Annotated in this window: 25 protein-coding genes and 1 pseudogene; 5 read left to right on the forward strand and 21 right to left on the reverse strand. The window is 38.6% G+C overall.

What is annotated here, in order from left to right; genetic code table 11:
- Positions 1–9: 9 nt before the first annotated feature.
- From atpA to MK409_RS03290, 8 genes are all read right to left on the reverse strand, one after another.
- On the reverse strand, positions 10–1,515 hold the full coding sequence (gene atpA / locus MK409_RS03255) for a F0F1 ATP synthase subunit alpha (protein WP_268705324.1): 1,506 nt from the start codon (positions 1,513–1,515) through the stop codon (positions 10–12).
- 14 nt (positions 1,516–1,529) lie between these two features.
- Positions 1,530–2,066 (reverse strand): F0F1 ATP synthase subunit delta, encoded by a 537-nt coding sequence (locus tag MK409_RS03260; protein ID WP_268705325.1) that lies wholly within the window; start codon positions 2,064–2,066, stop codon positions 1,530–1,532.
- Positions 2,066–2,560, reverse strand: coding sequence for a F0F1 ATP synthase subunit B (atpF, locus tag MK409_RS03265; RefSeq protein WP_000366311.1), 495 nt, complete (start codon positions 2,558–2,560; stop codon positions 2,066–2,068). Before atpF ends, MK409_RS03260 begins: the two co-directional genes overlap by 1 nt.
- Positions 2,561–2,578: 18 nt before the next feature.
- Positions 2,579–3,295: a F0F1 ATP synthase subunit A gene (gene atpB / locus MK409_RS03270; protein ID WP_268705326.1), complete on the reverse strand. Its 717-nt coding sequence runs from the start codon at positions 3,293–3,295 to the stop codon at positions 2,579–2,581.
- Between the two features lie 32 nt (positions 3,296–3,327).
- On the reverse strand, positions 3,328–3,528 hold the full coding sequence (locus MK409_RS03275; protein WP_061409186.1) for a F0F1 ATP synthase subunit C: 201 nt from the start codon (positions 3,526–3,528) through the stop codon (positions 3,328–3,330).
- A 231-nt stretch (positions 3,529–3,759) separates the two neighbouring features.
- A complete protein-coding gene (locus MK409_RS03280) occupies positions 3,760–4,071 on the reverse strand; it encodes a CHY zinc finger protein (RefSeq protein WP_268705327.1) in 312 nt (103 codons plus the stop codon).
- Positions 4,072–4,085: 14 nt separating this feature from the next.
- Positions 4,086–5,372 (reverse strand): peptidase U32 family protein, encoded by a 1,287-nt coding sequence (locus MK409_RS03285; RefSeq protein ID WP_268705328.1) that lies wholly within the window; start codon positions 5,370–5,372, stop codon positions 4,086–4,088.
- A 136-nt stretch (positions 5,373–5,508) separates the two neighbouring features.
- Positions 5,509–6,207, reverse strand: a complete 699-nt coding sequence (locus MK409_RS03290) for a GntR family transcriptional regulator (RefSeq protein WP_247925475.1) — start codon at positions 6,205–6,207, stop codon at positions 5,509–5,511.
- A 140-nt stretch (positions 6,208–6,347) separates the two neighbouring features.
- Here MK409_RS03290 and guaA point away from each other — a divergent pair, with 140 nt between their 5' ends.
- Positions 6,348–7,910 carry a glutamine-hydrolyzing GMP synthase gene (guaA, locus tag MK409_RS03295; protein WP_247925476.1) on the forward strand — a complete coding sequence of 521 codons (1,563 nt, stop codon included), beginning with the start codon at positions 6,348–6,350 and terminating at the stop codon, positions 7,908–7,910.
- Between the two features lie 123 nt (positions 7,911–8,033).
- Here the strand turns inward: guaA and MK409_RS03300 are convergent.
- Positions 8,034–8,970: pseudogene (locus MK409_RS03300) on the reverse strand (IS30 family transposase).
- Between the two features lie 196 nt (positions 8,971–9,166).
- Between MK409_RS03300 and MK409_RS03305 the strand changes: the two are divergent.
- Genes MK409_RS03305 through MK409_RS03315 form a run of 3 tightly spaced genes read left to right on the forward strand, consistent with a single transcriptional unit; the run spans position 9,167 to position 11,648 of the window.
- A complete protein-coding gene (locus tag MK409_RS03305; RefSeq protein ID WP_247925477.1) occupies positions 9,167–9,346 on the forward strand; it encodes a helix-turn-helix domain-containing protein in 180 nt (59 codons plus the stop codon).
- The gene (locus MK409_RS03310; protein WP_247925478.1) at positions 9,336–9,995 is read left to right on the forward strand and encodes a hypothetical protein; all 660 of its coding nucleotides are present in this window, start codon (positions 9,336–9,338) and stop codon (positions 9,993–9,995) included. Before MK409_RS03305 ends, MK409_RS03310 begins: the two co-directional genes overlap by 11 nt.
- The gene (locus MK409_RS03315) at positions 9,996–11,648 is read left to right on the forward strand and encodes a hypothetical protein (protein WP_247925479.1); all 1,653 of its coding nucleotides are present in this window, start codon (positions 9,996–9,998) and stop codon (positions 11,646–11,648) included. It abuts the gene before it with no gap.
- A 607-nt stretch (positions 11,649–12,255) separates the two neighbouring features.
- On the opposite strand, the gene MK409_RS03320 is transcribed toward MK409_RS03315, so the two are convergent.
- The 6 genes from MK409_RS03320 to MK409_RS03345 form a co-directional block, all read right to left on the reverse strand.
- Positions 12,256–13,977 carry an Ig-like domain-containing protein gene (locus tag MK409_RS03320; RefSeq protein ID WP_247925480.1) on the reverse strand — a complete coding sequence of 574 codons (1,722 nt, stop codon included), beginning with the start codon at positions 13,975–13,977 and terminating at the stop codon, positions 12,256–12,258.
- 289 nt (positions 13,978–14,266) lie between these two features.
- A complete protein-coding gene (ffh, locus tag MK409_RS03325; RefSeq protein WP_268705329.1) occupies positions 14,267–15,838 on the reverse strand; it encodes a signal recognition particle protein in 1,572 nt (523 codons plus the stop codon).
- Between the two features lie 17 nt (positions 15,839–15,855).
- On the reverse strand, positions 15,856–16,071 hold the full coding sequence (locus MK409_RS03330) for a hypothetical protein (protein WP_000535219.1): 216 nt from the start codon (positions 16,069–16,071) through the stop codon (positions 15,856–15,858).
- 2 nt (positions 16,072–16,073) lie between these two features.
- Positions 16,074–16,406, reverse strand: a complete 333-nt coding sequence (locus tag MK409_RS03335; RefSeq protein ID WP_061409159.1) for a putative DNA-binding protein — start codon at positions 16,404–16,406, stop codon at positions 16,074–16,076.
- A 141-nt stretch (positions 16,407–16,547) separates the two neighbouring features.
- The gene (gene tuf / locus MK409_RS03340; RefSeq protein WP_061409157.1) at positions 16,548–17,744 is read right to left on the reverse strand and encodes an elongation factor Tu; all 1,197 of its coding nucleotides are present in this window, start codon (positions 17,742–17,744) and stop codon (positions 16,548–16,550) included.
- A gap of 238 nt (positions 17,745–17,982) precedes the next feature.
- Entirely contained in the window at positions 17,983–19,092 is a 1,110-nt protein-coding gene (locus MK409_RS03345) for an AI-2E family transporter (protein WP_000489820.1), read from the reverse strand.
- Between the two features lie 104 nt (positions 19,093–19,196).
- On the opposite strand from MK409_RS03345, the gene pbp3 reads away from it, so the two are divergent.
- Positions 19,197–20,438 carry a D-alanyl-D-alanine carboxypeptidase PBP3 gene (gene pbp3, locus MK409_RS03350; protein ID WP_268705330.1) on the forward strand — a complete coding sequence of 414 codons (1,242 nt, stop codon included), beginning with the start codon at positions 19,197–19,199 and terminating at the stop codon, positions 20,436–20,438.
- A gap of 41 nt (positions 20,439–20,479) precedes the next feature.
- On the opposite strand, the gene sdbB is transcribed toward pbp3, so the two are convergent.
- The 6 genes from sdbB to MK409_RS03380 all read right to left on the reverse strand — a co-directional run bounded on the left by sdbB (position 20,480) and on the right by MK409_RS03380 (position 25,844).
- Complete coding sequence (sdbB, locus tag MK409_RS03355) at positions 20,480–21,025, reverse strand: thiol-disulfide oxidoreductase-associated lipoprotein SdbB (protein WP_125418020.1); 546 nt, start codon at positions 21,023–21,025, stop codon at positions 20,480–20,482.
- 12 nt (positions 21,026–21,037) lie between these two features.
- Positions 21,038–21,745 (reverse strand): thiol-disulfide oxidoreductase-associated membrane protein CcdA2, encoded by a 708-nt coding sequence (ccdA2, locus tag MK409_RS03360; RefSeq protein ID WP_268705331.1) that lies wholly within the window; start codon positions 21,743–21,745, stop codon positions 21,038–21,040.
- Positions 21,746–21,871: 126 nt separating this feature from the next.
- Positions 21,872–22,732 (reverse strand): methionyl aminopeptidase, encoded by an 861-nt coding sequence (locus MK409_RS03365; protein WP_000631560.1) that lies wholly within the window; start codon positions 22,730–22,732, stop codon positions 21,872–21,874.
- A 15-nt stretch (positions 22,733–22,747) separates the two neighbouring features.
- Positions 22,748–24,025: a CBS-HotDog domain-containing transcription factor SpxR gene (gene spxR, locus MK409_RS03370; protein ID WP_268705332.1), complete on the reverse strand. Its 1,278-nt coding sequence runs from the start codon at positions 24,023–24,025 to the stop codon at positions 22,748–22,750.
- The gene (locus tag MK409_RS03375) at positions 24,018–24,545 is read right to left on the reverse strand and encodes a GNAT family N-acetyltransferase (RefSeq protein WP_268705333.1); all 528 of its coding nucleotides are present in this window, start codon (positions 24,543–24,545) and stop codon (positions 24,018–24,020) included. Before MK409_RS03375 ends, spxR begins: the two co-directional genes overlap by 8 nt.
- Positions 24,546–24,584: 39 nt before the next feature.
- A complete protein-coding gene (locus MK409_RS03380; RefSeq protein WP_268705334.1) occupies positions 24,585–25,844 on the reverse strand; it encodes a UDP-N-acetylglucosamine 1-carboxyvinyltransferase in 1,260 nt (419 codons plus the stop codon).
- Positions 25,845–25,988: the final 144 nt, after the last annotated feature.

Consider the following 25,988-nt stretch of genomic DNA (forward strand, 5'->3'; position numbering starts at 1 on the left):
CCTCTATTCTTATTGGAAGCTGGATTGATTGAGAAACTCGGTAATCGCAGCATCCAAGACTGCTTCTTCTGGCAAGTCTTTTGTTTCACGAATGGTTTCCAAAATTTCTGGATGTTGTGCATCAAAGAAGATATGGAACTCTTCCTCAAAGCGAACAATGTCATTCACTGGAACTGTATCCAAGAATCCGTGTGTCAAAGCATACAGGATTGTCACTTGTTTCTCAACAGGCAAAGGCTTGTGAACAGGTTGTTTCAATACTTCTACCGTACGACGACCACGATTCAACTTAGCTTGAGTAGCCGCATCCAAGTCAGAACCAAACTTAGTGAAGGCTTCCAACTCACGGTATGAAGCAAGGTCGATACGAAGAGTACCAGCAACCTTCTTCATGGCTTTAATCTGAGCAGAACCACCTACACGAGATACAGATGAACCCGCATCAATAGCTGGGCGAATACCTGCGTTAAAGAGTCCATCTCCAAGGAAGATTTGTCCATCTGTGATTGAAATCACGTTGGTTGCGATATAGGCTGAGATATCTCCTGCTTGCGTCTCAATAAATGGTAGGGCTGTGATTGATCCACCACCAAGCTCGTCAGAAACTTTAGCTGAGCGCTCAAGCAAACGGCTGTGTAGGTAGAAAACATCCCCTGGGAAGGCTTCACGACCTGGTGGACGACGAAGCAAGAGAGAAAGTTCACGGTAAGCTACCGCTTGTTTTGAAAGATCATCATATACAATCAAAACATGCTTGCCTTGGTACATAAACTCTTCCGCCATAGCAACACCAGCATAAGGAGCTAGGAAGAGCAATGGAGAGGGTTGTGAAGCAGAAGCTGTCACAACGATTGTGTAGTCCAAGGCACCGTACTGACGTAGTGTTTCTACTTGCGTACGAACGGTTGATTCTTTTTGACCAATGGCTACATAGATACAAATCATATCTTGACCTTTTTGGTTCAAGATGGTATCGATTGCAATGGTGGTTTTCCCTGTCTGACGGTCACCGATGATCAGCTCACGCTGACCACGACCAATCGGTACAAGGGCGTCAATAGCTTTCAAACCTGTTTGCAATGGTTCTGATACAGACTTACGCTCCATAACACCAGGAGCTGGTGCTTCTACTGGACGAGTCTTGTTCGTGTGGATTTCTCCGAGACCATCAACGGGACGACCAAGTGGGTCCACAACACGTCCAATCAAGTTATCACCGACAGGAACTTCCATGATTTTACCCGTGCGACGGATAGTGTCTCCTTCACGGATATCCGTGAAGTCACCGAGAATGATGATCCCAACGTCTGTTGATTCCAAGTTTTGCGCCATACCATAAGAGCCGTTTTCAAAAATCAAGAGCTCTCCGCTCATGGCATTTTCAAGGCCGTGGGCACGCGCAATACCGTCCCCAATATAGGTTACAACACCAGTTTCAGTCACATCAAAATTGGGTTTGAAATTTTCAATTTGTTGCTTAATTAAAGCGCTGATTTCTTGTGCGTTAATTGCCAAAAGAACACCACTTTCTATTTCAAATTTTCTTTAACAACACGAAGTTGCTGTTTAATACTCACATCAATTGTCTTGTGATTGGCAAAAATGACAAAACCACCAATGAGACTTTCATCGATTTGTTCTTTGATAGTCCGAACTTTCAGAGACATTTTTTTCTCAATCAAAGGAAGCAATCGCGCCTTCTGGTCATCTGTTAATGGATGAGCGGAGGCAATCGTTACTTCAAATCGATTCGTTTCTTTTTCAAGTCGACTCAAACAATCTACAATTACTTCATAAAATAAATTTGCTCTGTGATTGTATAACAGGACCTGAATAAAGTTTTGCATTAATGGTGACACTGAGTCTTGGAAGAAACGAACGGTTTTTTCCTTATCTGACTCATCTACTGCCACTTGAGCTAAAAAAGAAGGCAAGTCTGTTTCTTCTGCGACTTGCTTGATTTGAGCTAAGTCAGAAAAGATACGGTCTTCTTCTCCCTTTTCAATCACCAATTGGACAAAAGGCATGCTGTATTTTTCAATTACCTTTATTGTCTTTTTGTCCATTAAGCTTCTCCTAGCTGATCGATGTACTGATCAATGAGTTCTTTATGGGCTTGTCCGTCAAGGTTTTGTGAGATGATTTTACCAGCGAGACTAATCGTCAAATCTGCTACCTCACCCTTAACGCTTTGTAAAGCTTCCGCTTTATTTTGAGCAATTTCTTGGTTAGCTTTTTCTTTCAAGCGTCCTGCTTCCAGTTTCGCCTCAGCCAAGATGTCAGCTCTACTTTTCTCAGCTGTTTCCTTTGCATTCTCGATAATTGTCTTAGCTTCCGAACGGCTACCTGCCAACTCAGCTTCACGTTTGCTAGCGAGTTCTTCGGCCTTCTTACGGGCAGCTTCTGCTCCGTCAATATCTGAAGAAATTTTTTCAGCACGTTCATCTAAAATATTGGTAAGATTTCCCCAGGCATATTTTTTCACTAAAAAAATTAATAAAAGGAAGGAACCAGCGATAAGAATAAAGTCACCAATAATGGTACTAATAGTTAAATCCATCTTCTAATCCTCCTCTACTTACTCTTCCCCAGCATTTATCTTCTTACCAATGTACATCGATGACAACATGGTAAAGACATAGGCTTGAATACATGAAATGAAAATCGAAAAGGCTGTCCATAACATGTTTGCGATAAAGGCCAAAGGATACCAATAAAAGGCATTTTGTGCTAAGGCTAGTAACAAGCCTGCCAAGACTTCACCGGCAAAAATATTTCCGTATATCCGAATTGCCAAAGAGGCAAAATTGGTGAACTCTTCTAAAAGGTTCATCGGAGTCATAAAGCCAGGTGTAACAAATGCTCTCAAATATTCTTTAACGCCTCTACGACGAACTCCTTCTACATGGGCAATCAAGGTGATTAATAATGAGAGGGATAAGTCGTATCCAAGGTTAGCTGTTGGGGAAGTCCACAAGTTGTAACCGTTTGTTGTTTGTACTTTTGCCATTAAACCAATATTATTGGCTACCAAGATAAACAAAAATAGAGAAAACAGGAACAAGGAATAATCCTTCATATAAGTTTCCCCAATGTTTCCCTTGGAAAAGCTAATCACAAAATCATAAATCATCTCAAGAGCATTTTGTTTACCCTTTGGACGGATTGTCATTTTACGACTAGTCCAGTAAACAAAAGCAAAGACCATCAAAACAGTTACAAGAGACATGGCAAGTAGGGTCAAATCAAAGGATATAGGTCCAATATTTAAGGTTGGATTCACACTTTCTTCCATGGTTTGACACCTCTTTTTCTAAATAGAGTGGTCTATTTGATAACGAATGACATCGCCAAGGTTACAAAGAAGGTACCTTCAACAAAAGCAACCCCAAGAATCAACAGACTACGTAATTGATCGATAATTTCAGGTTGGCGTGCAGCAGATTTGAAAAGACTACTCATAATCATTCCTTCAGCGATTGAGACACCAAAGCAGGCAAAACAAAGACCCAAAAATGTTAAATTCATAATGAATTCTCCTTTTTATTTAAATTTACTTCCTTAGTTTAGTCCTAAAATTTGTTTTTGTCAACTTTTTACTAACATTGAAAGCGTTTAAGATAATTAATTTCTAATTTTACTATTTTTAATACTATTATATGGAAAAGTTTTCTTTTTAAGGTGAGAAATTCCGTATTTTTTCTAATTTTTCTGAAACATAATGAAAGACCCAAGCTTAAAGCATGGATCTATTTTTGTCTATTTAAAATAAAATGAATGATGTAGTTTGCAAGCTGGATTAAATGGACATGAGCAGAATGGACAAGCTATCTGCTTTTGATATTCTTGAAATGTCATAATCCTCTTACAAGCTCCACATAAAATTGGTTTATCCTTAGAAAGTTTTAGGGGATAGGGAGAAAATACATGTTTCTCCATCGCATTGTGACACTGATAGCATGCGTAGTATTTCTTGCATTCATAACACTGGAGTGAAACAATATCCTTTTCACTATGATAATGAACACATCTGCTTTCATCATCTACCAATAAACCTTGAGCTTGAATCATTCCCTTTTCCTTATCTAGGCACGAACTGTAACACTTGTCCCGTCTTCCTTATAGAGGTTGATGAGCCCTTCTTTCAGAGCACGAACCATGTCACCTGCTTGTACAGGTTGTGGAACCTTGATTGTCAAGAGTTCCATTGGATTTGGAGCACGATCGATTTTATTTCCCTTTGCATCGTGAAGATCCTCAATATAGGTTTCAAAATGTCGGAAACCTGGTCCGTAAAACTCAACTTGGTCGCCTTCATTGATTACATTCCGTTGACGAATGGTTACCGTTTGAGTCGCATCATCATACGCAACCACTTCAGCGACAAACTTGTATTCAGGGATTTTACGACGTGCGCCAAATAACTGTTCATTTTCAGACGGCGTACCGTAGTAGAAACCTGTTGCCAATTCACGCTGGGCAACCTTCCACATCTCATCCACCAAGTCCTGTTTGATGGCTTCAAATTTCTCAGGACTTTCGAGATAAGCATCTACAGCCGCCTTGTAACAGTTGGTCACCGTTGAAACATAGTGAATTGATTTCATCCGGCCTTCAATCTTTAGACTGTCTACACCATTTTCAATCATATCTGGGATATGGTCAATCATAGACATGTCAACGGCTGACATCGAAAATTCTTCTGGGATTTCACCCTTAAGACTCTTACGTTCTTGACCAAAAGGCATGTCATAGAGATCATATTTCCAACGGCAAGACTGAGAACAGCCCCCGCGGTTAGCATCACGCATACTCATGTGGTTTGAAAGCGTACAGCGACCTGAGTAAGAAATACACATGGCTCCATGGACAAAAGCCTCAATCTCAACATCTGTACGTTTGCGAATCTCTGCCAATTCTTCCATTGAAACTTCACGAGCCAAAACCACACGAGTTAGACCAAGTTCTTTCCAGAACTCTAGAGTTTCATAGTTGGTTGCACTGGCTTGAGTTGAAAGATGGATTTCAAGTCCTGGTGCTTCGGTTGCTGCAATCATAATCAAGGCCGGATCTGACACGATAACTGCCGCAATTCCGATGTCACGCAACTTACGGAACCATTCGCCTGCACCAGCTTCATTTCCTTCGTGCATAACCATGTTAGCAGCCACATAGACCTTGGCACCGTACTTAGCAGCGAACTGAACACCTTCTTCCATCTGCTCAAAGGTAAAGTTTCCAGCACGGCTACGAAGACCATAGGCCTGTCCACCGATGAAGACTGCGTCCGCACCATATTGAACAGCTACTTTCAGCTTCTCTAAAGTCCCTGCAGGTGATAAAACCTCAGGACGTTTTAATGTTTTTGTCATTTTTTCTCCTATTTGCAATATAAAAGTTTGACGTTTTTCCTTCTCATTTTATAGTAAATAATGAATAAAATCAAGCCTAGGCAGATTGTTTTGACAATTCTAATCTTCTTAAAAACGAAAAACTAGTCTTCTAAGACTAGTTGTTTTCAAGATAAAATTCAAAACGTTCACCCACATACTGACTCTTAACATATTCAAAAGCCGTCCCATCATCGAGATAGGAAACCTGAGTCAAGGCTAAAATGGCATGCCCTTTCTCGACTTCTAAGTAATGGGCAATCTTTTCCTTAGCCAATCTCGCATAAATGGTCTGTTGGGATTTTCCAATTCGGTAACCATGTTGCTGCAAGGTTTGGAAGAAATGACTGGTGATTTCTTCTTTTTTGAAATCCTTGATAAATTTCTCAGGAATGGATGCGACTTCATAGACTAGTGGAACTTGATCGGCATACCGAACCCGCTCCATACGGATGATATTCTCAGTTGGTGAAATACCTAGCTTTGCCACTTCCTGCTCATTGGGAATGGTTCTCCTATAGGAAATCAGCTGACTAGAAGGAACTTTCCCTTGGGATTTGACAATCTCCGTAAAACTAGTGGTGCCCCGCATTTTTTCTTGAACTCGAGTGCTAGAAACAAAGGTTCCGCTTCCAACACGACGCTCCAAAACCCCCTCCTCAACCAAGAGAGAAATGGCTTGTCGCAAGGTCATCCGACTGACTTGAAACTGATCTGCCAGATCCCGTTCACTTGGCAGTCTTTCTCCTATCATCCAACGATGCTCGTCGATATCTTTTTTTATCTGATCGTGGATTTTCATATAAGCTGGTAACATGCTTTTCACTTCTTTTCTTTGTTTTCTCTATTGTACCGTATTTAATTAGAAAAAGTCAATCTTTGCCTTGTTTAGTTGGTAATTCGCCCTCATTTGTGATAAAATATTGAAAAAGATATTTCTTTTGAGAAAGGAAAAAGATGAGCAAGATTTCAACTGATTTGCAAGATGTCGAAAAAATCATCGTACTGGACTATGGTAGCCAATACAACCAGCTAATTTCACGCCGTATCCGTGAAATTGGTGTTTTTTCAGAGCTAAAAAGCCATAAGATTTCAGCTACAGAGGTTCGTGCGATTAACCCTGTAGGAATCATTCTCTCAGGTGGACCAAATTCTGTTTATGAAGAGGGATCATTTGATATTGACCCAGAAATTTTTGAACTTGGTATTCCAATTTTGGGAATCTGCTATGGTATGCAACTTCTTAACCACAAACTTGGAGGTAAGGTTGTCCCAGCAGGTGATGCTGGAAACCGCGAGTATGGTCAATCCCCACTTACTCACACTCCTTCTGCCCTCTTTGAAGGTACACCAGAAGAACAGATTGTTTTGATGAGCCATGGCGATGCTGTAACAGAAATTCCTGCTGATTTTGTTCGTACTGGAACTTCTGCTGACTGTCCTTATGCAGCTATTGAAAACCCAGAAAAGCACATCTATGGTATTCAATTCCACCCAGAGGTTCGCCATTCTGTCTATGGAAATGATATCCTTCGCAACTTTGCCCTTAATATCTGTAAGGCTAAAGGCGACTGGTCAATGGATAACTTTATCGAGATGCAGATTCAAAAAATCCGTGAAACTGTTGGAGACAAACGTGTCCTTCTCGGTCTATCTGGTGGTGTTGACTCTTCTGTCGTTGGCGTTCTTCTCCAGAAAGCAATCGGCGATCAATTAATCTGTATCTTTGTAGACCACGGTCTTCTTCGTAAAGGGGAAGCAGACCAAGTTATGGAGATGCTTGGTGGTAAGTTTGGTTTGAATATCGTCAAAGCAGACGCTGCAAAACGCTTCCTTGACAAACTTGCTGGCATTTCTGACCCTGAACAAAAACGGAAGATCATCGGTAATGAGTTTGTTTATGTCTTTGATGACGAAGCAAGTAAGCTAAAAGATGTAAAATTCCTTGCTCAAGGAACTCTTTATACTGACGTGATTGAGTCTGGTACAGATACTGCTCAAACCATCAAATCACACCACAACGTGGGTGGTCTTCCAGAAGACATGCAGTTTGAACTGATTGAACCATTGAACACTCTTTATAAAGACGAAGTTCGTGCCCTCGGTACAGAGCTTGGTATGCCAGACCACATCGTATGGCGCCAACCATTCCCAGGACCAGGACTTGCGATCCGTGTCATGGGTGAAATCACTGAAGAAAAACTTGAAACAGTCCGTGAATCAGACGCAATCCTTCGTGAAGAAATTGCCAAAGCTGGTCTTGACCGCGATATCTGGCAATATTTCACTGTCAACACAGGCGTTCGTTCAGTAGGTGTTATGGGTGATGGTCGTACTTATGATTACACAATCGCCATTCGTGCAATCACTTCTATCGATGGTATGACAGCTGACTTTGCCAAAATTCCTTGGGATGTCCTTCAAAAGATTTCTGTACGTATTGTAAATGAAGTGGATCACGTTAACCGTATCGTCTACGATATCACAAGTAAACCACCTGCAACCGTTGAGTGGGAGTAACGGTAACGAATATGTTTCTGCTATAGAACCGTTGAAAACGCAGGGTTTTAGCGATTTAAAAGCGTAAAAACTGTCTTAGTGATACTATTTTGATACGATAAATTGCAAGAATAAGTGCAACATTTACTCAAACTCATCCACTAGAGCTTCACAAGCTGTTCTGTAAGCTAAACATTTTCGTGGTCTGTGATTGATATCATATAAGGCTTTGTTCAAAGCCTCATCAGAGATAGCAGCTAAATCTGTTTTCTTTGGGAAATATTCTCTTAGTAAGCCATTTGCGTTTTCATTGCTTCCTCTCTGCCAGGATGAATAGGCGTCCGCAAAGAAAAAGGAAATTCCTAAATTCTCTACCAGAGGATAGCAGGCAAACTCTTTTCCCCTATCTGAGGTGAAGCTTTTAAGAGCCTCTTTTGGAAATAGCCTACAAAGTTGTTCGATGGCTGAAAACATGGATTTGGCTGTTCTATCTGGTATCTTGAAAGCTAAGTAAAAGCGTGTTTTTCGTTCTAGAAAAGTCGCTAAACACCCCTTGCTTTTGCCTCTGGAAGACACCACAGTATCGAGCTCCCAGTGACCGAAAGTTTTACGATTGCCGAACCTCTTTAGGACGTTTGGCAATCGACGTACCAATCCTAAATGTCCCACGTGTTTCTTTGGGTTGTCGAGTTTTGCCCTTTCGGCGAAGAATGCTTAAATCCAGATCAATCAAACCAGCATAGAGCCAGTTATATATGGTTTTAAAAGCGACCATTGGCTTTTGTTCAAGCTGATAGCGACCCCAAATCTGTTCAGGCGACCAGGAGGATTTTAAACCGTCCTCAATTTCCTTTTTCAACTTTGGTGTCAAACAAGGCTTCCGACCTTTTTGCTTAGCCCTATGGTTGTACTGTTCCTGTGCTAAGGCTGCAGAATAAGCATTTTGGCATCGTCTTAACTCTCTTGAAATGGTAGACTTATGGACGCCAAGTTTACTTGCAATTTGGCAAGGTTTCAAACCTAATTCCAAGTAGGATTCTATCTTTATTCGGTCAGTTATGGTAAGATGGGAGTAGCTCATAGTTTTTCCTCGGGTTCTGTTTGTGTGGTTACTTACAGTTTACACCAATGAAACGCTATGAGTTTTTTTTGAAACACTATGAGTTTTTTTGTTGCACTATATTTTACAATTTATCATACTAAAAAGTCCCAAGAGTAGGTTCAAAAGGGAGTTGTAGAATTTAGGTGAATTGTTTATTGGAGGAGAATTTATTTATATGAAGAAGAAGAAAGAATTGGCAGAACTTGCAGGTGTCAGTACATACACGATAAATAAGCTTAATAAAAATGAGAATGTTACTGTGGAAGTCCTTGGGAAGAACTGCAAGGTATTGGATTGTAGCTTAGATGATATTATGGAATTTGATGGTAAAGAATGGAGGGGTTATGGGAATTGAAATTAAAGAAAGTTTGTTGATACAAAAAAGTCAAATAGATGAAAATTTTTTGTGTGCTATTGACGAAAATATAAATATTATTTCGGAAGTATACTTATTAATTAATTGTTATCAAAAACGAGGGGAAGATTTTGGATTTGATGAATTATTAAAGGAGATAACACATGATGCGTTTGCATCAATATATTTTTGTTTGCAAGGTTTTTATAGACAGAGTTATATTAGCTTAAGATGTATCTTAGAAATGGGGATTTCTCTTTTTAAATTTAAGGATAATAATTATGCGTATTTACTTTGGAAAAACAATAAAAGAGATATTATTTGGAGTGAATTTAATAAAGAAAATGACGGTATATTAATTAATCAGTATTGGGAATTATTTTTAAAAGGTGATTTCAGAACTTTTAATTCCGCTATAAATAGTTGTTACAGAGAATGTTCAGAATATGTTCATGGAAAAGATGAATACTTGAAACAATTAAAAGATTTTCAAGTTAAATATAATAAAGACATATGCGACAATATTTTAAAAATGTGTAAAGAGATACTTTCATTACTTATTGTTGGAACAAGTATTAGATTTGGAAACCATCCTGATGAGTTTACTAACAGAGTGGATGCTTTATTAACGGAATATGAGGTAATTTAAATGAGTACAAATTTCATTATAAGAACAGAAGATATTAAGTTAAGTGAAATAAAAAAAATATATGTTGAAACAAAATCAGACAGAAATATTATAAATAATTTAAAGTCTAGTTCTCAATTATTGCTTATAGGGAGTAGAGGAATTGGAAAGACTATGCTGATTAAAGTGGCTGAGAGTGAGTTGAATAGCGAATATTCTGCTAAAAAAGTATTGCCGGTATATTTGAGTTTTAGCAAAAGTATGCTTGTTAATAATCCTTTTGACAATAAAAATTTTCAGTATTGGATGTATGCGAAACTATTGAATGAATTTAGAAATGCAATCCTTGAAAAGGGTATTATTACGGCAAATAGTGATCCATTTAAAATGTTATTTAACCGCGAAAAATCAAGCGAAAGCAATCTTGATAAGTTTATAACAGTTTTGGAAAGATCATGGAGAGATCAGAAAAAAATTTCGAAAACGGAAATTGTGGAAATATTAGGGATAGATGAATTAAACTTTAGAGTAGTAGATGACATCGATTTTATAAAAGAAATTATAAAAAATTTTTGTGTTAAGTTTTCGGTTGAAAAAGTCATATTCTTTTTTGATGAGGCTTGTCATAATTTTATACCTAGGCAACAAAGAGAATTTTTTAGCATGTTTAGAGATTTGAGAAGTCCGTATATTTGTTGTAAGGCGGCTGTTTACCCAGGAATAAGCTATTATTCTACACTTCAGTTATTTCATGATGTTAATAGTGTGGTAGTTGAAAGAAACATTAATGATAAGAATTACATTAATAGTATGAGAGAGATGGTTAAGTGTCAAATAGATGATGTTAAGTTTATAGAAAAACTAGAAAGTCAGGGGCAATGTTTTGATGCGTTAATCATGTGTTGTGATGGAAATCCAAGGCTTTTACTTAAGAGTATAGAACAAGCTAGTGAAGGATTTAAAAGTTTTAAAAAAAATAACGTTAGTTCAACAATAAAAGATTTTTATCGTGTTCAAATTTGGCAAGAACACACTAAATTGTCATCATTTTATTCAGGGCACAAAGAAATGATAGATTGGGGAAGGACATTTATAGAAAGGGATGTTTTAGAAGAAACAAAGAATAAAAATGAAAAGAATAATAAGAAAACAATTTTTTTTGCTATACACAAAGATGCTCCAGAATCAGTAAAATCTTCTGTTAGAATTCTTGAGTATTCAGGAATTATTAGGTTACATACAGAAGGAACAAAGGTACGTGGAGAAGTTTATGATAGATATCAATTGAATCTAGGAGTTGTGGTTGCTAGTGAAGGGACAACTTCTGTGGTTGAACGAAGTAAGGAAATATTTGATAATCTATCCATTAAAATTTATACAGAGTATGGTAAAAATTCGCCAGCTTTTAATGATATAAATAAGAGTATTAGTTTAGAAAATGCATCAGAAGATATGTTTTTGGTATTAAATAATATATTGAAAAGACCATTGGACATATTAGATTTAACTCAACATAAAAAAGATGAGCTTCAAAAAATTGGAATTAAAACTATAGAAGATATTCTTAAATCAACCGAAGAGGATTTACAAAGAGCTAATTATATAGGTCCATTTTATTCTAGAAAAATATATAATATTGCATATAATGCTGCACTTGAATACATCTCGGGTTAGGTAATAAAATTTAATGTCAGAATATGAATAACTACAACAGCTTGTCGAAATCTTAACAAATCTTTCAGTATCACTCTTGATACTGATATGATACTAAATAATTCAAAAACTACGAAAAATAGGTATAAAAACAACTAAAAATAGGAGCTAAAGAAATACTGATATAGAAAAAGAGAAACAAATATGCTATGGAAATTATCGAGTGGGAGTAGAGTAAGTTATTCAAAAGAAAACGCTTGAAATCAATAATTTCAGCGTTTTTATTTTCTTAATAGCACCAATTTAGCACCAAAAACTATTTTTCACTCTTTAAAACTATTATCTTTTTAACAGTTTGGTATTATCTATAGACATGCCTCTCTTTGATTCACTAATAATTCTCACATTATCGTTAGATAACTCATAAACATGGTAAAAACATTATTATATTCAAACTCACCTATCACCTCTTCTTTCCTCATTATCATTCACCCTTGAATATGAATTATCACTCACCGCTACTTTTCCAGTCATTATAAAACCTATTGAAATATAAGTTTCAATAGGTTTTTCTATATCTAAAAAAGGATTTTTACAATACTATTTTATATGAATTAAGATTTGTCAATTAGTCACGTTTCTGAAATAATAAGAATTTAGCAATTACAAGACTAATAAGACCTACAAAAACAAGGATTCTAGTGTCATTCGTACCTGTTTTAGGCAACTCTTCCTTTCCACCAGGAGGAGTGCTCGGTGGAGTATAAGTATTTTTAAAAGTATTCTTTCCACCTTCATACGAAACTGAAGCAACCAATTTACCATTGTTTTCGACTACTGTGATCGTTGCTTTGATTTCACTTGGATCATAAGTGATATTTTTCTCATCGCCTTTTACTTCACGAATAGTGTAGTTATAAATGCCTGCTTTATTAAAGTTTAGAGCAGTAAAGTCGATGTTCCCATTTGCCTTATTCTTAATAGTTTCTATCACTGTCCCATTTGCGTCACTTAAAGAAAATGAAAACTCACCATCTTTTAAATTTCGACCAACTAACAGTTTCTTTGCTGTTAATTGAGCTTGTGCAGGGACTGTTTTCTTATCTACAATTGTTTTAGTAGCTAATCTATAAGTAGTATCAAAGTCTTCTGGCTTGACCTTAACATCTTCAGCTAAATCATAACCAGTTGGAGCCTTTGTTTCTTTTAGAGTATAGGTATCCTTCAAGAGATTTCCTACTTCAGCAATACCTTGCTCGTTTGTTTCAATTTTTGCAACAACTTGACCAGAACGATCACGAATCACATCGAACTGAGCGCCTTTCAAGGCAGAACCATCTTCAGAAACCTTCTTAATCTGAACCTTAAAGGTATAACCTTCAGCTTTACCATTTCCAGAATAGATGATATAGACAGATTTATAAGTTTCTTCTATACCATTTGTTGTAGTTAAAGTGGCATCATTAGAGAATTGTTCTCCTTCAACTGGAACATAAGGCAATTGAACAGCGTAACTGATCCAAATACCTTCGTTCGCAGACAAGTCAGGCAACTGGACTGAGAAGTTGTCTGCATTAAATGTTATCGGAGTCTGTGCAGTAATATCAACGGAATTGTCTAAGAACCAATCTCCATTACGGAACACCCAATTTCCTTTATAGACTTTAAAAGTTTCTTGTTTGTAGCTAGCATTTGGTATTTTAAGTACATCTACCACTTTAATACCCGTCATTGGTTTACCACTGCGATTGACAGAGATGGAATAACGACCGATAGTTGGTTCAGTTGCATCTTGCCAACCAACCTTATTTAGGTTATCCTTTATAGGTTGTCCAATGCCTTTGAAATTAACCTTACCTGCAGGATAAATTTTCCCACTAACTGTAATATCGATCTGAATTTCCTTTGCAGTTTTTACAAGATCGTGATTGACACGTACATAAAAATAAAAAGTTCCTTTGACATCTGAATGCGTTTCAACATAAGGTTCATATGTAATAGTCGCAGTTTTTGTTTCTCGATCGACTACAGCTTTAGCAACTAAATGTCCATCCTGATCTTTTATATCGTAGTTACTTGTTACAGGCAAATAAAGTACATCTGGTAATTTTACAACAGTAGTATCTCCCGCCATTACTTTATTATTGTGTAAATTGAAATCAACTGTTAGACGAAATTGTTGCCATTGGTCTATGTTTGGAGAGTTTAGTTCATTGCCCTTCTCATCTGCTAAATACGCGCGGGTAATAACATCCGCATGTTCTGTAGCAGATACTTTGGATTCCATATTAAAAAAGAAACCAAACAGTATCGTTAATGTGAGAAAAGCCATCATCAAAACTTTTTTCATCTTCCTACTCCTTAAAATTCCTATTTATATAATGTTAAGTTATACAGTACTATTATACCTTTATTATTTATAAAACTCAAATAATATCCGGTTAAAATAAATTTTTATTATTTCAGTTTTCAAACTATTTGTTTAGGTATAGAAATAACGAACTTCTTTTGTTAGCATGAAATTTCTATTATATAAACATTATATTTCTTGAAACTTTAGTAAAAAAAGGGAACCAAAGTTCCCTCTCTTGTCTACATAAGTTTATGAATTGTGAAGAACTAGCAATTCTTTGCATAGACTATTTACGCTTCTTCTTCGCTTTTTTCATTTTGTTAGCCATGCGTTTCATTGACTGTTTCATAGCAAATTCACCGATTTTACCTTTAAGTCCTCCACCAAACATCTGGCTCATATCTGGCATTCCAGCTCCTCCAAGAGCTGACATATCTGGCATGCCGCCTTGTCCCATCATGCCTTCAAGGGCAGACATATCCATTCCTCCCATATTTGGCATATTTTTAGGAAGGTTATTTGGATTGATTCCCATTTGCTTCATCATCTTGTTCATATCACCAGACATGACACCTTGCATGAGCTGTTTAGCCTGGTTAAAGTCCTTGATAAATTTATTGACTTCAACAAAGGTGTTTCCAGAACCAGCAGCGATACGACGGCGACGACTTGGATTTAACAAATCAGGATTTTCACGTTCTTCAGGAGTCATAGAAGACACGATGGCACGTTTACGCGCAATCTGGCGCTCATCCACCTTCATATTTTGAAGAGCTGGATTGTTAGCCATACCTGGAATCATCTTGAGCAAGTCTTCCATCGGCCCCATGTTTTGCACCTGATCCAATTGATCGATGAAATCATTGAAATCAAAGGTGTTTTCACGCATCTTCTCAGCCATTTCAAGAGCTTTTTGCTCATCGTATTCCTGAGAAGCTTTCTCGATCAAGGTCAGCATATCCCCCATACCAAGGATACGGCTTGACATACGATCTGGGTGGAAGGTTTCGATATCTGTAATCTTTTCACCCGTACCAGTGAACTTGATTGGTTTTCCAGTGATGTGACGAACAGATAGGGCCGCACCACCACGAGTATCCCCATCAATCTTGGTAAGGATGACACCAGTTACTTCCAATTGAGCATTGAATTCACGAGCGACATTGGCCGCTTCCTGACCGATCATGGCATCAATGACGAGCAGGATTTCATTTGGTTGAGCCAAGGCCTTAACATCACGAAGCTCATTCATCAAGAGCTCATCAATCTGCAAACGCCCTGCCGTATCAATCAAAACATAGTCGTTGTGGTTGGCCTGCGCTTGCGCCAAACCTTGGCGAACAATCTCAACAGCTGGTACTTCTGTTCCAAGAGCGAAAACAGGAACATCAATCTGTTGTCCAAGTGTTTTTAACTGGTCGATGGCAGCTGGACGATAAATATCCGCCGCAATCATCAAAGGACGTGCATTTTCTTCCTTCTTGAGTTTGTTAGCCAGCTTACCAGCAAAAGTCGTTTTACCAGCCCCTTGCAAACCGACCATCATGATAATCGTAGGAATCTTAGATGACTTGATAATCTCAGCAGTATCAGAACCTAAAATGGCTGTCAATTCCTCATCAACGATTTTGATAATCTGTTGTGCTGGATTAAGGGTATCAATGACCTCGTGTCCGACTGCGCGTTCACGAACCTTCTTGATAAAGTCCTTTACAACAGGCAAAGCAACGTCGGCTTCCAGCAAGGCCAAACGAATTTCTTTGGTTGCTTCTTGGACATCAGCCTCAGAGATTCTTCCTTTTTTACGTAGATTTTTAAAGACGTTCTGCAAACGTTCTGTTAAACTTTCAAATGCCATTTTTTTCTCCTATTTACTCAATTCAGTGGAAATCGTCCGAAATGTTGCAAACACTCAAGTTCTTCGGGTGTGATTTCTTTCATGATTTCATTTGGATATCCCCAACAGCTAAAACCTATTTGCATAGCTTTAGAGATATCATTGGGCGAGATAATCTGTAGTCGAGTAGGAAATGGTTCCTCTGCGGCTAATAGTTTGCAAGGTAATCCTTGATAAATAACTAGACTACCCATGATTACTCCCGATTATCAATGCTTGTTAAAATTTCTATCTGCTCCTGAAGAAACTCATCCTTAGGATAGCGCTCCAAGATCTGATCAAAAATCTGACTGCGGACAATGTAGTCTGAATACATGTGCAATTTCATCTCATAGTCTTCTAAAATCTTTTCTGTCCGCTTGATATTGTCATAAACAGCTTGGCGACTAACACCGAACTCTTCAGCAATCTCCGCAAGACTGTAATCATCTGCATAGTAGAGTTCAATATAATTCATCTGCTTATCTGTCAAAAGCGCAGCATAAAATTCAAAAAGCGCATTCATGCGATTGGTTTTTTCGATTTCCATAACCTTTATTATACCAAAAAATCTATCATATCGCTATACTAGAAGACCTTCTAAGATAATTTGAATAAAAAAAGAACCTTGCAAAGCAAGATTCTTTTAGTGTCTGACTTAAATAATTGTTCTTCTGGGAACTAAATCGAATTAAGCTTCGATTTCTGTAACCATACCTGAACCAACAGTACGTCCACCCTCACGGATAGAGAATGTAGTACCTTGTTCTACGGCGATTGGGTGGATCAACTCAACGTCGATAGTCACGTTATCACCAGGCATTACCATTTCAGTACCTGCTGGAAGTTCGATTGAACCTGTAACGTCAGTAGTACGGAAGTAGAATTGTGGGCGGTAGTTGTTGAAGAATGGAGTGTGACGTCCACCTTCTTCTTTAGTAAGGATGTAGACTTCACCTTTGAATTTAGTGTGTGGGTTGATTGAACCTGGTTTAGCGATAACTTGTCCACGTTCGATTTCGTCACGTTGAACACCACGAAGAAGGACACCTACGTTATCTCCTGCAAGACCTTCGTCAAGTTGTTTACGGAACATTTCAACACCAGTAACAACTGCTTTTGAAGTTTCTTCTTTGATACCAACGATTTCGATTTCGTCGTTGACACGAACAGTACCACGGTCGATACGTCCTGAAGCAACTGTACCACGTCCAGTGATTGAGAATACGTCCTCGACTGGAAGAAGCAATGGTTTGTCAGTGTCACGTTCTGGTTCTGGGATGTACTCATCAACTGTGTTCATCAATTCCATAACGATGTCTTCATACTTAGTGTCACCTTCAAGAGCTTTAAGAGCTGAACCTTGGATAACTGGAAGGTCATCACCTGGGAAATCGTATTCTGAAAGAAGGTCACGGATTTCCATTTCAACCAACTCAAGCAACTCTTCGTCGTCAACCAAGTCAACTTTGTTCATGAAGACGATCAAGTGTTTAACACCAACCTGACGTGAAAGAAGGATGTGCTCACGAGTTTGTGGCATTGGTCCGTCAGTTGAAGCTACTACAAGGATAGCTCCGTCCATTTGAGCGGCACCAGTGATCATGTTTTTAACGTAGTCCGCGTGTCCTGGAGCGTCGATGTGAGCGTAGTGACGTTTTTCAGTTTCGTACTCAACGTGCGCAGTGTTGATGGTGATACCGCGTTCGCGTTCTTCTGGAGCAGCATCGATAGACGCATAGTCTTTAGGTTGGTTAACTGATGAAGGCAAGCGACGTGCCAAAACAGTTGTGATAGCTGCAGTTAGGGTAGTTTTACCGTGGTCAACGTGTCCGATAGTACCAATGTTAACGTGTGGTTTACTACGATCGTATTTTTCTTTTGCCATTTGAGTAAAAGCCTCCAATAAAATATATTTTATAGATAGACAGTAGGCAATACAGTCTAACTTTCCTTACTATTTTATCAAATTTCAGCTAAATTGCAAGTGTTTTACACATATTTTGTTAATTAATCTAAATCTTATGGGATCCCTTTCTTACGCTTCTTATCAAGATCCTCTTTTCTATGATATTTTAGTTTTAAAGCTTATTTATATAAGTAAAAAAACCAGGTTTCCCTGATTTTTAAACTGATTCTGTTTTTTCTTGTTCTTTGGCTTCCTTATGATTTTCATACAATTTCGCAAAGAACTTAGTAATTTCTTTTAAGATAGAATAGCTAGGTACTGCTACTACCATGCCAATCACACCGTAGATATTACTTGATAGTAAGAGAAGGACTAAAATGGTGATTGGATGAACTTTCATAACCCCTCCAACGATACGAGGGTAGAGAATATTGCCATCAACCTGTTGAATAATCAGCATATAGACAACTGCAATTAACATCCGTTGAGGATCGGTGAATACATTTGCAATAATCATCGGAATCAAACCAATACTTGGACCAACATATGGAATCAGATTGGCAATTCCAGAAAAAATAGCAAAGACTAAGGCATACTTTAAACCAATAACACTGTAACCCACATAGGCCAAACATCCGATTATGACAGCATCAATCGCAATTCCACTGATATATCTTGCTACAGTTGCGTTCAAGTTTTTCAAGAGACTGGTTAGGTTCAGCTTGTCATGTTTGAGAACTGTTCGTTCCAACATCGGTAAAAATTTGTTGCCATCCAGTAGGAAATAGATCAAGAAGACCGGAGTCATAATTAGAATGAGGATCGTACTAAATAAAGCAGAAAGGACACTTCCTAAGCTATTGCTGACGCTATTAAGGATATTTTGGAGAATATCAACATAGGATAGATTTAACTGTTGAATGGTTTTTTGGATATCAATATTTTGGAAAATAGGATTCATCGATAAATCAATAACCAAGTCCTGCAGTCTGCTGTAGATATTTTGGCTAGAGATAATCAAACTTGTCAGCTGGTTGATCAAAATAGGTAAGAGATAAACTACACCAACCACGATGGCTCCAATCAAGGCGCAAAGAGTGACCAAGACACCAATCAAACGATTGATCTTACATCTTTTCTCCAAGAAGGTTACGATTGGATTTGTCAGGTAGTAGAAAAATCCCCCCAATAAGAATGGAATCATAATCGTATTGATAACTGTGACAAAGGGAGTAATGATGGACCCCATCTCTCTCCAAAGATAAAAAATAATGGTTAATAGTAAGATTTCGGCTGTCCAAAAAAATAATTTGTTTCTACGGAACATAACTATCCTCCTTCTATCTATTTTACCATATTTCTGAAAAAGATAAGTTGGCTTTAGTAAAAAAGCGAGAATATTTTTTTGCTTTATGATAAAATAAAGCTAATATGAAAAAAATAATTATATCCTTACTAACACTTCTTACTTTTGGCACTATCTCTACTGTTTCAGCTCAAAGTTTTGATGTTGCTGCTAAACATGCCATTGCTGTCGAGGCTACAACTGGAAAAATCCTCTATGAGAAAGATGCAAATCAGCCCGTAGAAATTGCTTCTATTACCAAACTGGTTACAGTTTATTTGGTTTATGAGGCCTTGGAACAAGGAACCATCAGCCTATCTACACCTGTTGATATTTCGGACTATCCTTACAAACTTACAACTAATTCTGAGGCGAGTAACGTCCCAATGGAAGCTCGAAATTATACTGTTGAACAACTATTAGAGGCTACAATGGTATCCAGTGCAAACAGTGCTGCAATTGCGCTAGCAGAAAAGATTGCCGGTTCTGAGAAAGACTTCGTTGACAAAATGAGGGCGAAACTTTTGGAATGGGGAATCCAAGATGCAACTATTGTAAACACAACTGGATTAAACAACGAGACTCTTGGAGATAACATCTATCCAGGTTCTAAGAAAGACGAAGAAAATAAACTTAGTGCTTACGATGTTGCCATCGTTGCTCGTAACCTCATCCGAGATTATCCTCAAGTTTTGGAGATCACCAAAAAACCAACTTCTACCTTTGCAGGACTTGAAATCCACTCAACCAACTATATGTTGGAGGGAATGCCAGCCTATCGTGGTGGTATTGATGGACTAAAGACAGGTACTACTGATAAAGCTGGCGCTTCATTCGTTGGAACCACTGTCGAAAAAGGGATGCGTATTATTACGGTTGTTTTGAATGCAGATCAACAAGATACCAACCCTTATGCGCGTTTTACTGCAACTTCTGCACTTTTAGATTATATTTCTGCAAACTTTGCCTTAAAAACTGTTGTTCAGAAAGGTGAAGCATACAATGATAGTAAGGTTACTGTCCTTGATGGAAAAGAAGACAGCGTGCCTGCAGTCGCTAAGTCAGATATTGCAGTTGTCCAACGAGTTGGAAGCGGAACTACATCAGCTCTTCAATTCACACCAAAATCAACATCAGAAACTGCTCCTTTGGAAGAAGGAAAGGTTGTCGGTACTCTAACCTATGATGACCAGGATTTAATCGGTCAAGGCTACCTCACTTCTAAAAAACCATCTTTTGAAATGGTTTCTGAAAAAAAAGTTGAAAAAGCCTTCTTCTTAAAAGTTTGGTGGAACCAATTCATCCGCTTTATCAATGAAAAACTATAAAAAAATCGCGATTCTTCGCGATTTTTTTCGTATTCTTTAATTTATTTCATCTCTTTAAAAGCTGCTTCTGCATCAGCATTGCTAATAGCACCAAATTGGATTTTTCCGATTTTACCTTGACTGTCAATCAAGTATTCTGTTGGAATACTACGAATTTGGTAGGCTTGGAAGGTAGTTGCTTGCGTATCATATAGAACTGGAATATCCTTGTAGCCTTGTTCTTGGTACCATTTTGGAAAGTCTTGAACTGTTTTTTCACCTTGCAGACCAGGTGCAATGACACTCAAGATTTCAAAGTCTCGATCTTGTTTGGCAGCTAATTCCATCAACTCAGGCATGCTTTTTTTACATGGTCCACACCAAGAGGCCCAGAATTTCAAATAGACTTTTTTGCCCTTATAGTCTGATAACTTGACTTCTTTGCCATCCATAGACTGCAGAGTGAAGTCTGGCGCATCCTTTCCTACTGCGATTTGTTGTACAGCGGGCTGTTTGGGACTTTCCGTTTGTTTGGTTTCTTTTTCGCCACAGGCAATCAACAACAATAAAGACATGAGGCTCAATCCCGCAAAAATAACTTTTTTCATCTTTTTCTCCTTTTATCCAAGAATTCCTGACAAGGCATTTAACTGCCCTAGCATCAATAACAAGCCCATCAAAATAATCAAAGCTCCCCCGATTTTCTTTAGTAGGATCATATGGGGTTTTAATTTACTAAAATAGGGCATGATCCAGCCCGAAGCCAAGGCCAAAACGATGAAAGGTAGGGCCATTCCCAATGTATACACTAAGGTTAGTATAGCTCCTTGCCAAGCACCATTCCCTCCTGAAGCTGCAAGAGCCAAGACCGAACTTAAAACCGGTCCGATACAAGGGGTCCAACCAAAACTAAAGGTTATCCCAAGCAAGAAGGCTGACAGATAGTGATTCGACTGTGATTGTTTGAAGGTGACTGTTTTTTGCACTTCCAGTTTATTGAAATGCAAAATTTCCATCTGGTGAAGGCCCAAGAGAATAATGACTGCCCCCATAAGATAACGAAACCAATCAGCATAGAGCATATGCCCTAGGAATCCAGCTCCAAATCCCAAAATAAAGAAAATGAGGGAGATTCCTGCAATAAAGCACAAGGTTCGAATTAAACCAGACCATGCAACGTCTCTTCCAAAAAAGCGAAAGCTTTTCGAATTTCCCTGATTATCCAGTAAAATACCAGCATAGACTGGTAGCAAAGGGAAGATGCAGGGTGAAAAGAAAGACAGAATGCCGGCTAAAAAAACCGATACTAAAAATATAATAGATTCCAATGAATTACCTACTTTCAAAAAATTCTAATCTTATTTTACTACAAAAGAAAAAATTTGTGACAACTTTGCTACGCTTGTCTATTTTATCTAAACTAAATATAAAAAAGGAGCTATGCTCCTTTCGTTTTAATACGTTCCTTCTTCACCTTGACTTGTCAAGATAACAGGACCGTCTTTTGTAATCACAAACTGGTGTTCATATTGACAAGATAGGCCACCATCGATGGTTTTATGAGCCCAGCCAGTTTTCATATCTGTATCAATTTCCCAATCCCCAGTATTGATCATGGGTTCGATGGTCAACACCATTCCTTCACGGAGGCGGAGTCCACGGCCTGCAATACCGTAGTTAGGGACCATTGGTTCCTCGTGCATAGTTGGACCAACTCCATGACCAACCAAATCACGTACGACACCATAACCGCGACTTTCAGCGTATTCTTGAATGGCCGCACCGATATCACCGATACGATTGCCGACAACTGCTTGCTTAATCCCTATATACATAGCTTCCTTGGTCACGTCCATCAGGTTTTTCACTTCTTCAGACGGTGTACCAACCGCATAAGCCCAACATGAGTCTGCTAAACCACCAGTATAGCTTTGGGTGTATTTTTTCATTTGCTCAACATTGTTAAAGTTGAGTTTAGATACATTGAGGTCTGATTTGGAAATCGGACCACCAAGTACCATGTCTACCTTGAGCAAATCGCCATCTTTCAAGATGTAATGACGTGGAAAAGCATGAGCTACTTCGTCGTTGAGAGAGCAACAGGTGGCATAGGGGTAATCCATGACTGCCCCATCCACGCCAATCTGTAAAGGAAGGAAATTCTCCTCTTTACAACGACGACGAACATACTCTTCTACTTCCCACATATCCACGCCTGGCTTAATCAAATCACGTAAGCCGATATGGATACTAGCTAGGAAATCACCAGCCTTGTCCATGGCTTCGATTTCACGTGCTGATTTTAAAGTTATCATTTTTTCTCCTAGATTCTAATTGATTTTTACTGTAACATTTGCTTTTGAAACAATCTGATGACCATGATAAATATCATAATCAATAATAGCTGAGCGTCTCGTGTGGTGAATAATCCGAGCCTGAATCCGCAAAGTATCATCTATCTGCACAGCCTGCAAGAAATAAATCAACATCTGCTCTATGATGAGATTGCGCCCACTATTGACAACAAGGTCTTGGGTCATATGGTTGAGGATTTCAGCCAAGACTCCATTAGCAAGGACACCATTTTTCTCCAACATGAAGGGCTCAACAGTAATGATGACTTCATCATGATGATAAGAAAGTTTTTGCCCGATTTGCTCTGAAAAAGTCGGCAAAGCTGAAACCTGAGAACGGCTCATTTTTTCCATGACATCTCTTCGAGTTACGACCCCAAGTAGAGTCTGGTTACTTCGAACAACGGGAACCATCTCAAAGTCTTCAGCTATCATTCGTTGGCTGACATTGGCAATATTAGTTGCCAAACCCGTTACGAAGATACTTCGCGTCATCACCTTGTCAATCGTCGTACTAGGTGACTTATCTCCCGCGTCACGCATGGTAACAACTCCAACAACCACTTGGTGTTGGTTAATGACTGGGAAACGGCTACTTCTATTCTTACGTACCAAATCTAGATAGTCTTTGACTGTATCCGTTTCTCTCAAAAAGCCATACTCATGACTCGGACGATAGAGTTTTTCGACTGTTAAAATGTCAGTTTTAATCTGAACATTTGAGAGAGCTTTGTTAATCATGGTTGCAACTGTAAAGGTATCATGCTTACTTCTCAGAACAGGGATACCTTTTTTATTGGCAAGAGTCAATACATCATCTTGGACATGGAAACCTCCAGTCACAAGGACTGCATTTTCATTTTCCAGCGCTAAAAGTTGAATGCGAGTACGGTCACCTACAATCAAAAGGCCTCCATCATGGAGATAAGAGAGGATATTCTGCTCAGTCATGGCGCCAATAGAAAATTTACTAAATTCTCTCTCTAACCCTTCCTGACCTGCTAAAACCTCAGAGCTAGTCACTTCTGCGATTTCTGCATAGGTTAGCCGTTCGATAGCTACTTTCTTTGACTTGACACGTATGGTTCCACTGCGGGGGCGAGTCTCAACGATGCCACGATTTTCAGCTTCTTTGATAGCCCGATAGGCTGTTCCATCACTAACACCTAGGTGATTTGAAATACTACGAACACTAACTCTCTTCCCAATTGGTAACTCTTCCAGATAAGACAAAATTTCCTGGTGTTTACTCATTGAAATCTCCTTTTACGTAACGAAATTCAAGATAGTCCCTCATTTTTCGTGTATAGCGATCGCTCCCCTTAAACTGTCGGAAGAGACTAAATCCCGATTTTAAGGCTACTTTTTGGCTAGCTTGATTCTCCAGATGAGTGATGATGGATAATTGTTTTAAACCAAATTCTTCAAAGGAAAGTTGACAGAGTTTGCTAACAGCCTCTGTCATAAAACCTTGCGACCAAGCATCTTTTTTTAAGAAATAACCGATTTCTGCTTCTTTCTTGATTTCGTCGATTTTTTCAAATTTGATGGAACCAATCATTTCCTGATTGTCTTGATTACAAATTGCCCAGACACCTAGAGGAGCCTTCATAAAATAGTTGGCAAGAGCATATTGACTCTCCTCTAAACTTGCTTGGCTGGGAAAAATAAATTGCAGATTTTCTGGATCAGAAGCAATCTCATAAAAGGCTTTACTGTCACTAAAAAAGAAAGGACGCAAATACAAGCGCTCCGTTTCAAAGAAAGAAAACATTGCTAATTTGGTTCAAATATTCATAATCACCTCAATGGTTTAGTCTTCGACGAGTGTAATATCTGCTCCAAGACTACGTAATTTTTCAATAATATCTGAGTAGCCACGAAGGATAAACTCGATATTTGTAATTTCAGTCTGGCCTTGAGCCATCAAGCCAGCGATGACAAGTGCAGCACCAGCTCGCAAATCAGTAGCTTTAACACTTGCTCCATGCAAGGTACGACCACCTTTATAGATAATGTGATCATTCGTAGTCGTAATATCCGCATCCATTTTTGCTAACTCAAAGACATGGTTGACACGTTTTTCGTAAATGGTATCAATAATCGTTCCACGGCCTTGAGCTGTTAATAAAAGTGGCGTGATAGGCTGTTGCAAATCAGTTGCAAAACCAGGATAAGGAGCAGTTTTAATATTGATTGCCTTCAAGTCTGACTGCTCTTCAACAAAGATACTATCCTCAGAGACCGTCATACGAACGCCCATTTCCTCTAGTTTGGCGATAAAGCCTTCAAGATGCTCATAAAGAACGTTGTTAATACGAATACCTTTACCAACCGCGGCAGCAAGTGAAATATAAGTTCCAGCTTCAATACGGTCTGGAATGACTTGGTGACGAGTCCCATGAAGCGTCTCAACACCATCAATAATGATAATATCAGTACCGGCACCACGAATATGGGCCCCCATGTTGTTCAAAAGGGTAGCCACATCAATGATTTCTGGTTCACGGGCCGCATTTTCAATGACAGTACGTCCCTTTGCTTTGACCGCGGCAATCATGGTGTTAATCGTTGCACCAACGCTAACGGTGTCCATGTAAATACTTGCTCCATGAAGACCCTTACCTTGGGCAGATAAATTCATATTATCTCCCTCGTAGCTCACCTTAGCCCCCATAGCTTCAAAGGCTTTTAAGTGAAGGTCAATCGGGCGAGGACCCAGATCACATCCACCAGGAAGTCCAACCGTAGCTTCGCCAAAGCGCCCTAAAAGACTTCCGTAGAAATAATAAGAAGCACGCAAGCTATTAATCTTGCCATACGGCATTGGAATGTTTTGAACGCCTCTTGGATCAATCTCCAAGACATCGTCATAACGCTTAACAGATGCCCCCATGATCTCCATGATTTCGACAAGACTAGCAACGTCTGAAATATCTGGAACACAATCTAAAGTGACAATATCATCTGCTAAGATAATAGCTGGAATAAGTGCAACGACACTATTTTTAGCACCACTAATGGTGATCTCACCTTGCAATGGACGTCCACCATTGATGACAATTTTTCTCATGTTATACTCTTTCAAAATTTACTAAAAAGGTCTTTTCATTCTATTATACCATAATTTTCAATTTTTTCCCATTACTCTTGATTATTTCCTGCCTCTTTTTTTATTTTTGTTCACAAAAAAAAGACCCATCACACAAGCTTTGGA

Origin of the sequence: Streptococcus oralis (assembly GCF_026782375.1) — a bacterium.
GTDB classification, from domain to species: Bacteria; Bacillota; Bacilli; order Lactobacillales; family Streptococcaceae; genus Streptococcus; species Streptococcus oralis_CL.

Coding starts and splice junctions, on each gene's coding strand:
- MK409_RS03365 (WP_000631560.1), bottom strand. CDS start 22,732: ATGATAACTTTAAAATCAGCACGTGAAATCGAAGCCATGGACAAGGCT.
- MK409_RS03275 (WP_061409186.1), bottom strand. CDS start 3,528: ATGAATTTAACATTTTTGGGTCTTTGTTTTGCCTGCTTTGGTGTCTCA.
- MK409_RS03315 (WP_247925479.1), top strand. CDS start 9,996: ATGAGTACAAATTTCATTATAAGAACAGAAGATATTAAGTTAAGTGAA.
- MK409_RS03380 (WP_268705334.1), bottom strand. CDS start 25,844: ATGAGAAAAATTGTCATCAATGGTGGACGTCCATTGCAAGGTGAGATC.
- atpF (WP_000366311.1), bottom strand. CDS start 2,560: ATGGATTTAACTATTAGTACCATTATTGGTGACTTTATTCTTATCGCT.
- MK409_RS03330 (WP_000535219.1), bottom strand. CDS start 16,071: ATGGGTAGTCTAGTTATTTATCAAGGATTACCTTGCAAACTATTAGCC.
- MK409_RS03310 (WP_247925478.1), top strand. CDS start 9,336: ATGGGAATTGAAATTAAAGAAAGTTTGTTGATACAAAAAAGTCAAATA.
- MK409_RS03320 (WP_247925480.1), bottom strand. CDS start 13,977: ATGAAAAAAGTTTTGATGATGGCTTTTCTCACATTAACGATACTGTTT.
- MK409_RS03290 (WP_247925475.1), bottom strand. CDS start 6,207: ATGTTACCAGCTTATATGAAAATCCACGATCAGATAAAAAAAGATATC.
- MK409_RS03285 (WP_268705328.1), bottom strand. CDS start 5,372: ATGACAAAAACATTAAAACGTCCTGAGGTTTTATCACCTGCAGGGACT.
- MK409_RS03305 (WP_247925477.1), top strand. CDS start 9,167: ATGAAGAAGAAGAAAGAATTGGCAGAACTTGCAGGTGTCAGTACATAC.
- MK409_RS03345 (WP_000489820.1), bottom strand. CDS start 19,092: ATGTTCCGTAGAAACAAATTATTTTTTTGGACAGCCGAAATCTTACTA.
- MK409_RS03260 (WP_268705325.1), bottom strand. CDS start 2,066: ATGGACAAAAAGACAATAAAGGTAATTGAAAAATACAGCATGCCTTTT.
- pbp3 (WP_268705330.1), top strand. CDS start 19,197: ATGAAAAAAATAATTATATCCTTACTAACACTTCTTACTTTTGGCACT.
- tuf (WP_061409157.1), bottom strand. CDS start 17,744: ATGGCAAAAGAAAAATACGATCGTAGTAAACCACACGTTAACATTGGT.
- ffh (WP_268705329.1), bottom strand. CDS start 15,838: ATGGCATTTGAAAGTTTAACAGAACGTTTGCAGAACGTCTTTAAAAAT.
- MK409_RS03280 (WP_268705327.1), bottom strand. CDS start 4,071: ATGATTCAAGCTCAAGGTTTATTGGTAGATGATGAAAGCAGATGTGTT.
- MK409_RS03335 (WP_061409159.1), bottom strand. CDS start 16,406: ATGGAAATCGAAAAAACCAATCGCATGAATGCGCTTTTTGAATTTTAT.
- atpB (WP_268705326.1), bottom strand. CDS start 3,295: ATGGAAGAAAGTGTGAATCCAACCTTAAATATTGGACCTATATCCTTT.
- MK409_RS03375 (WP_268705333.1), bottom strand. CDS start 24,545: ATGTTTTCTTTCTTTGAAACGGAGCGCTTGTATTTGCGTCCTTTCTTT.
- guaA (WP_247925476.1), top strand. CDS start 6,348: ATGAGCAAGATTTCAACTGATTTGCAAGATGTCGAAAAAATCATCGTA.
- spxR (WP_268705332.1), bottom strand. CDS start 24,025: ATGAGTAAACACCAGGAAATTTTGTCTTATCTGGAAGAGTTACCAATT.
- sdbB (WP_125418020.1), bottom strand. CDS start 21,025: ATGAAAAAAGTTATTTTTGCGGGATTGAGCCTCATGTCTTTATTGTTG.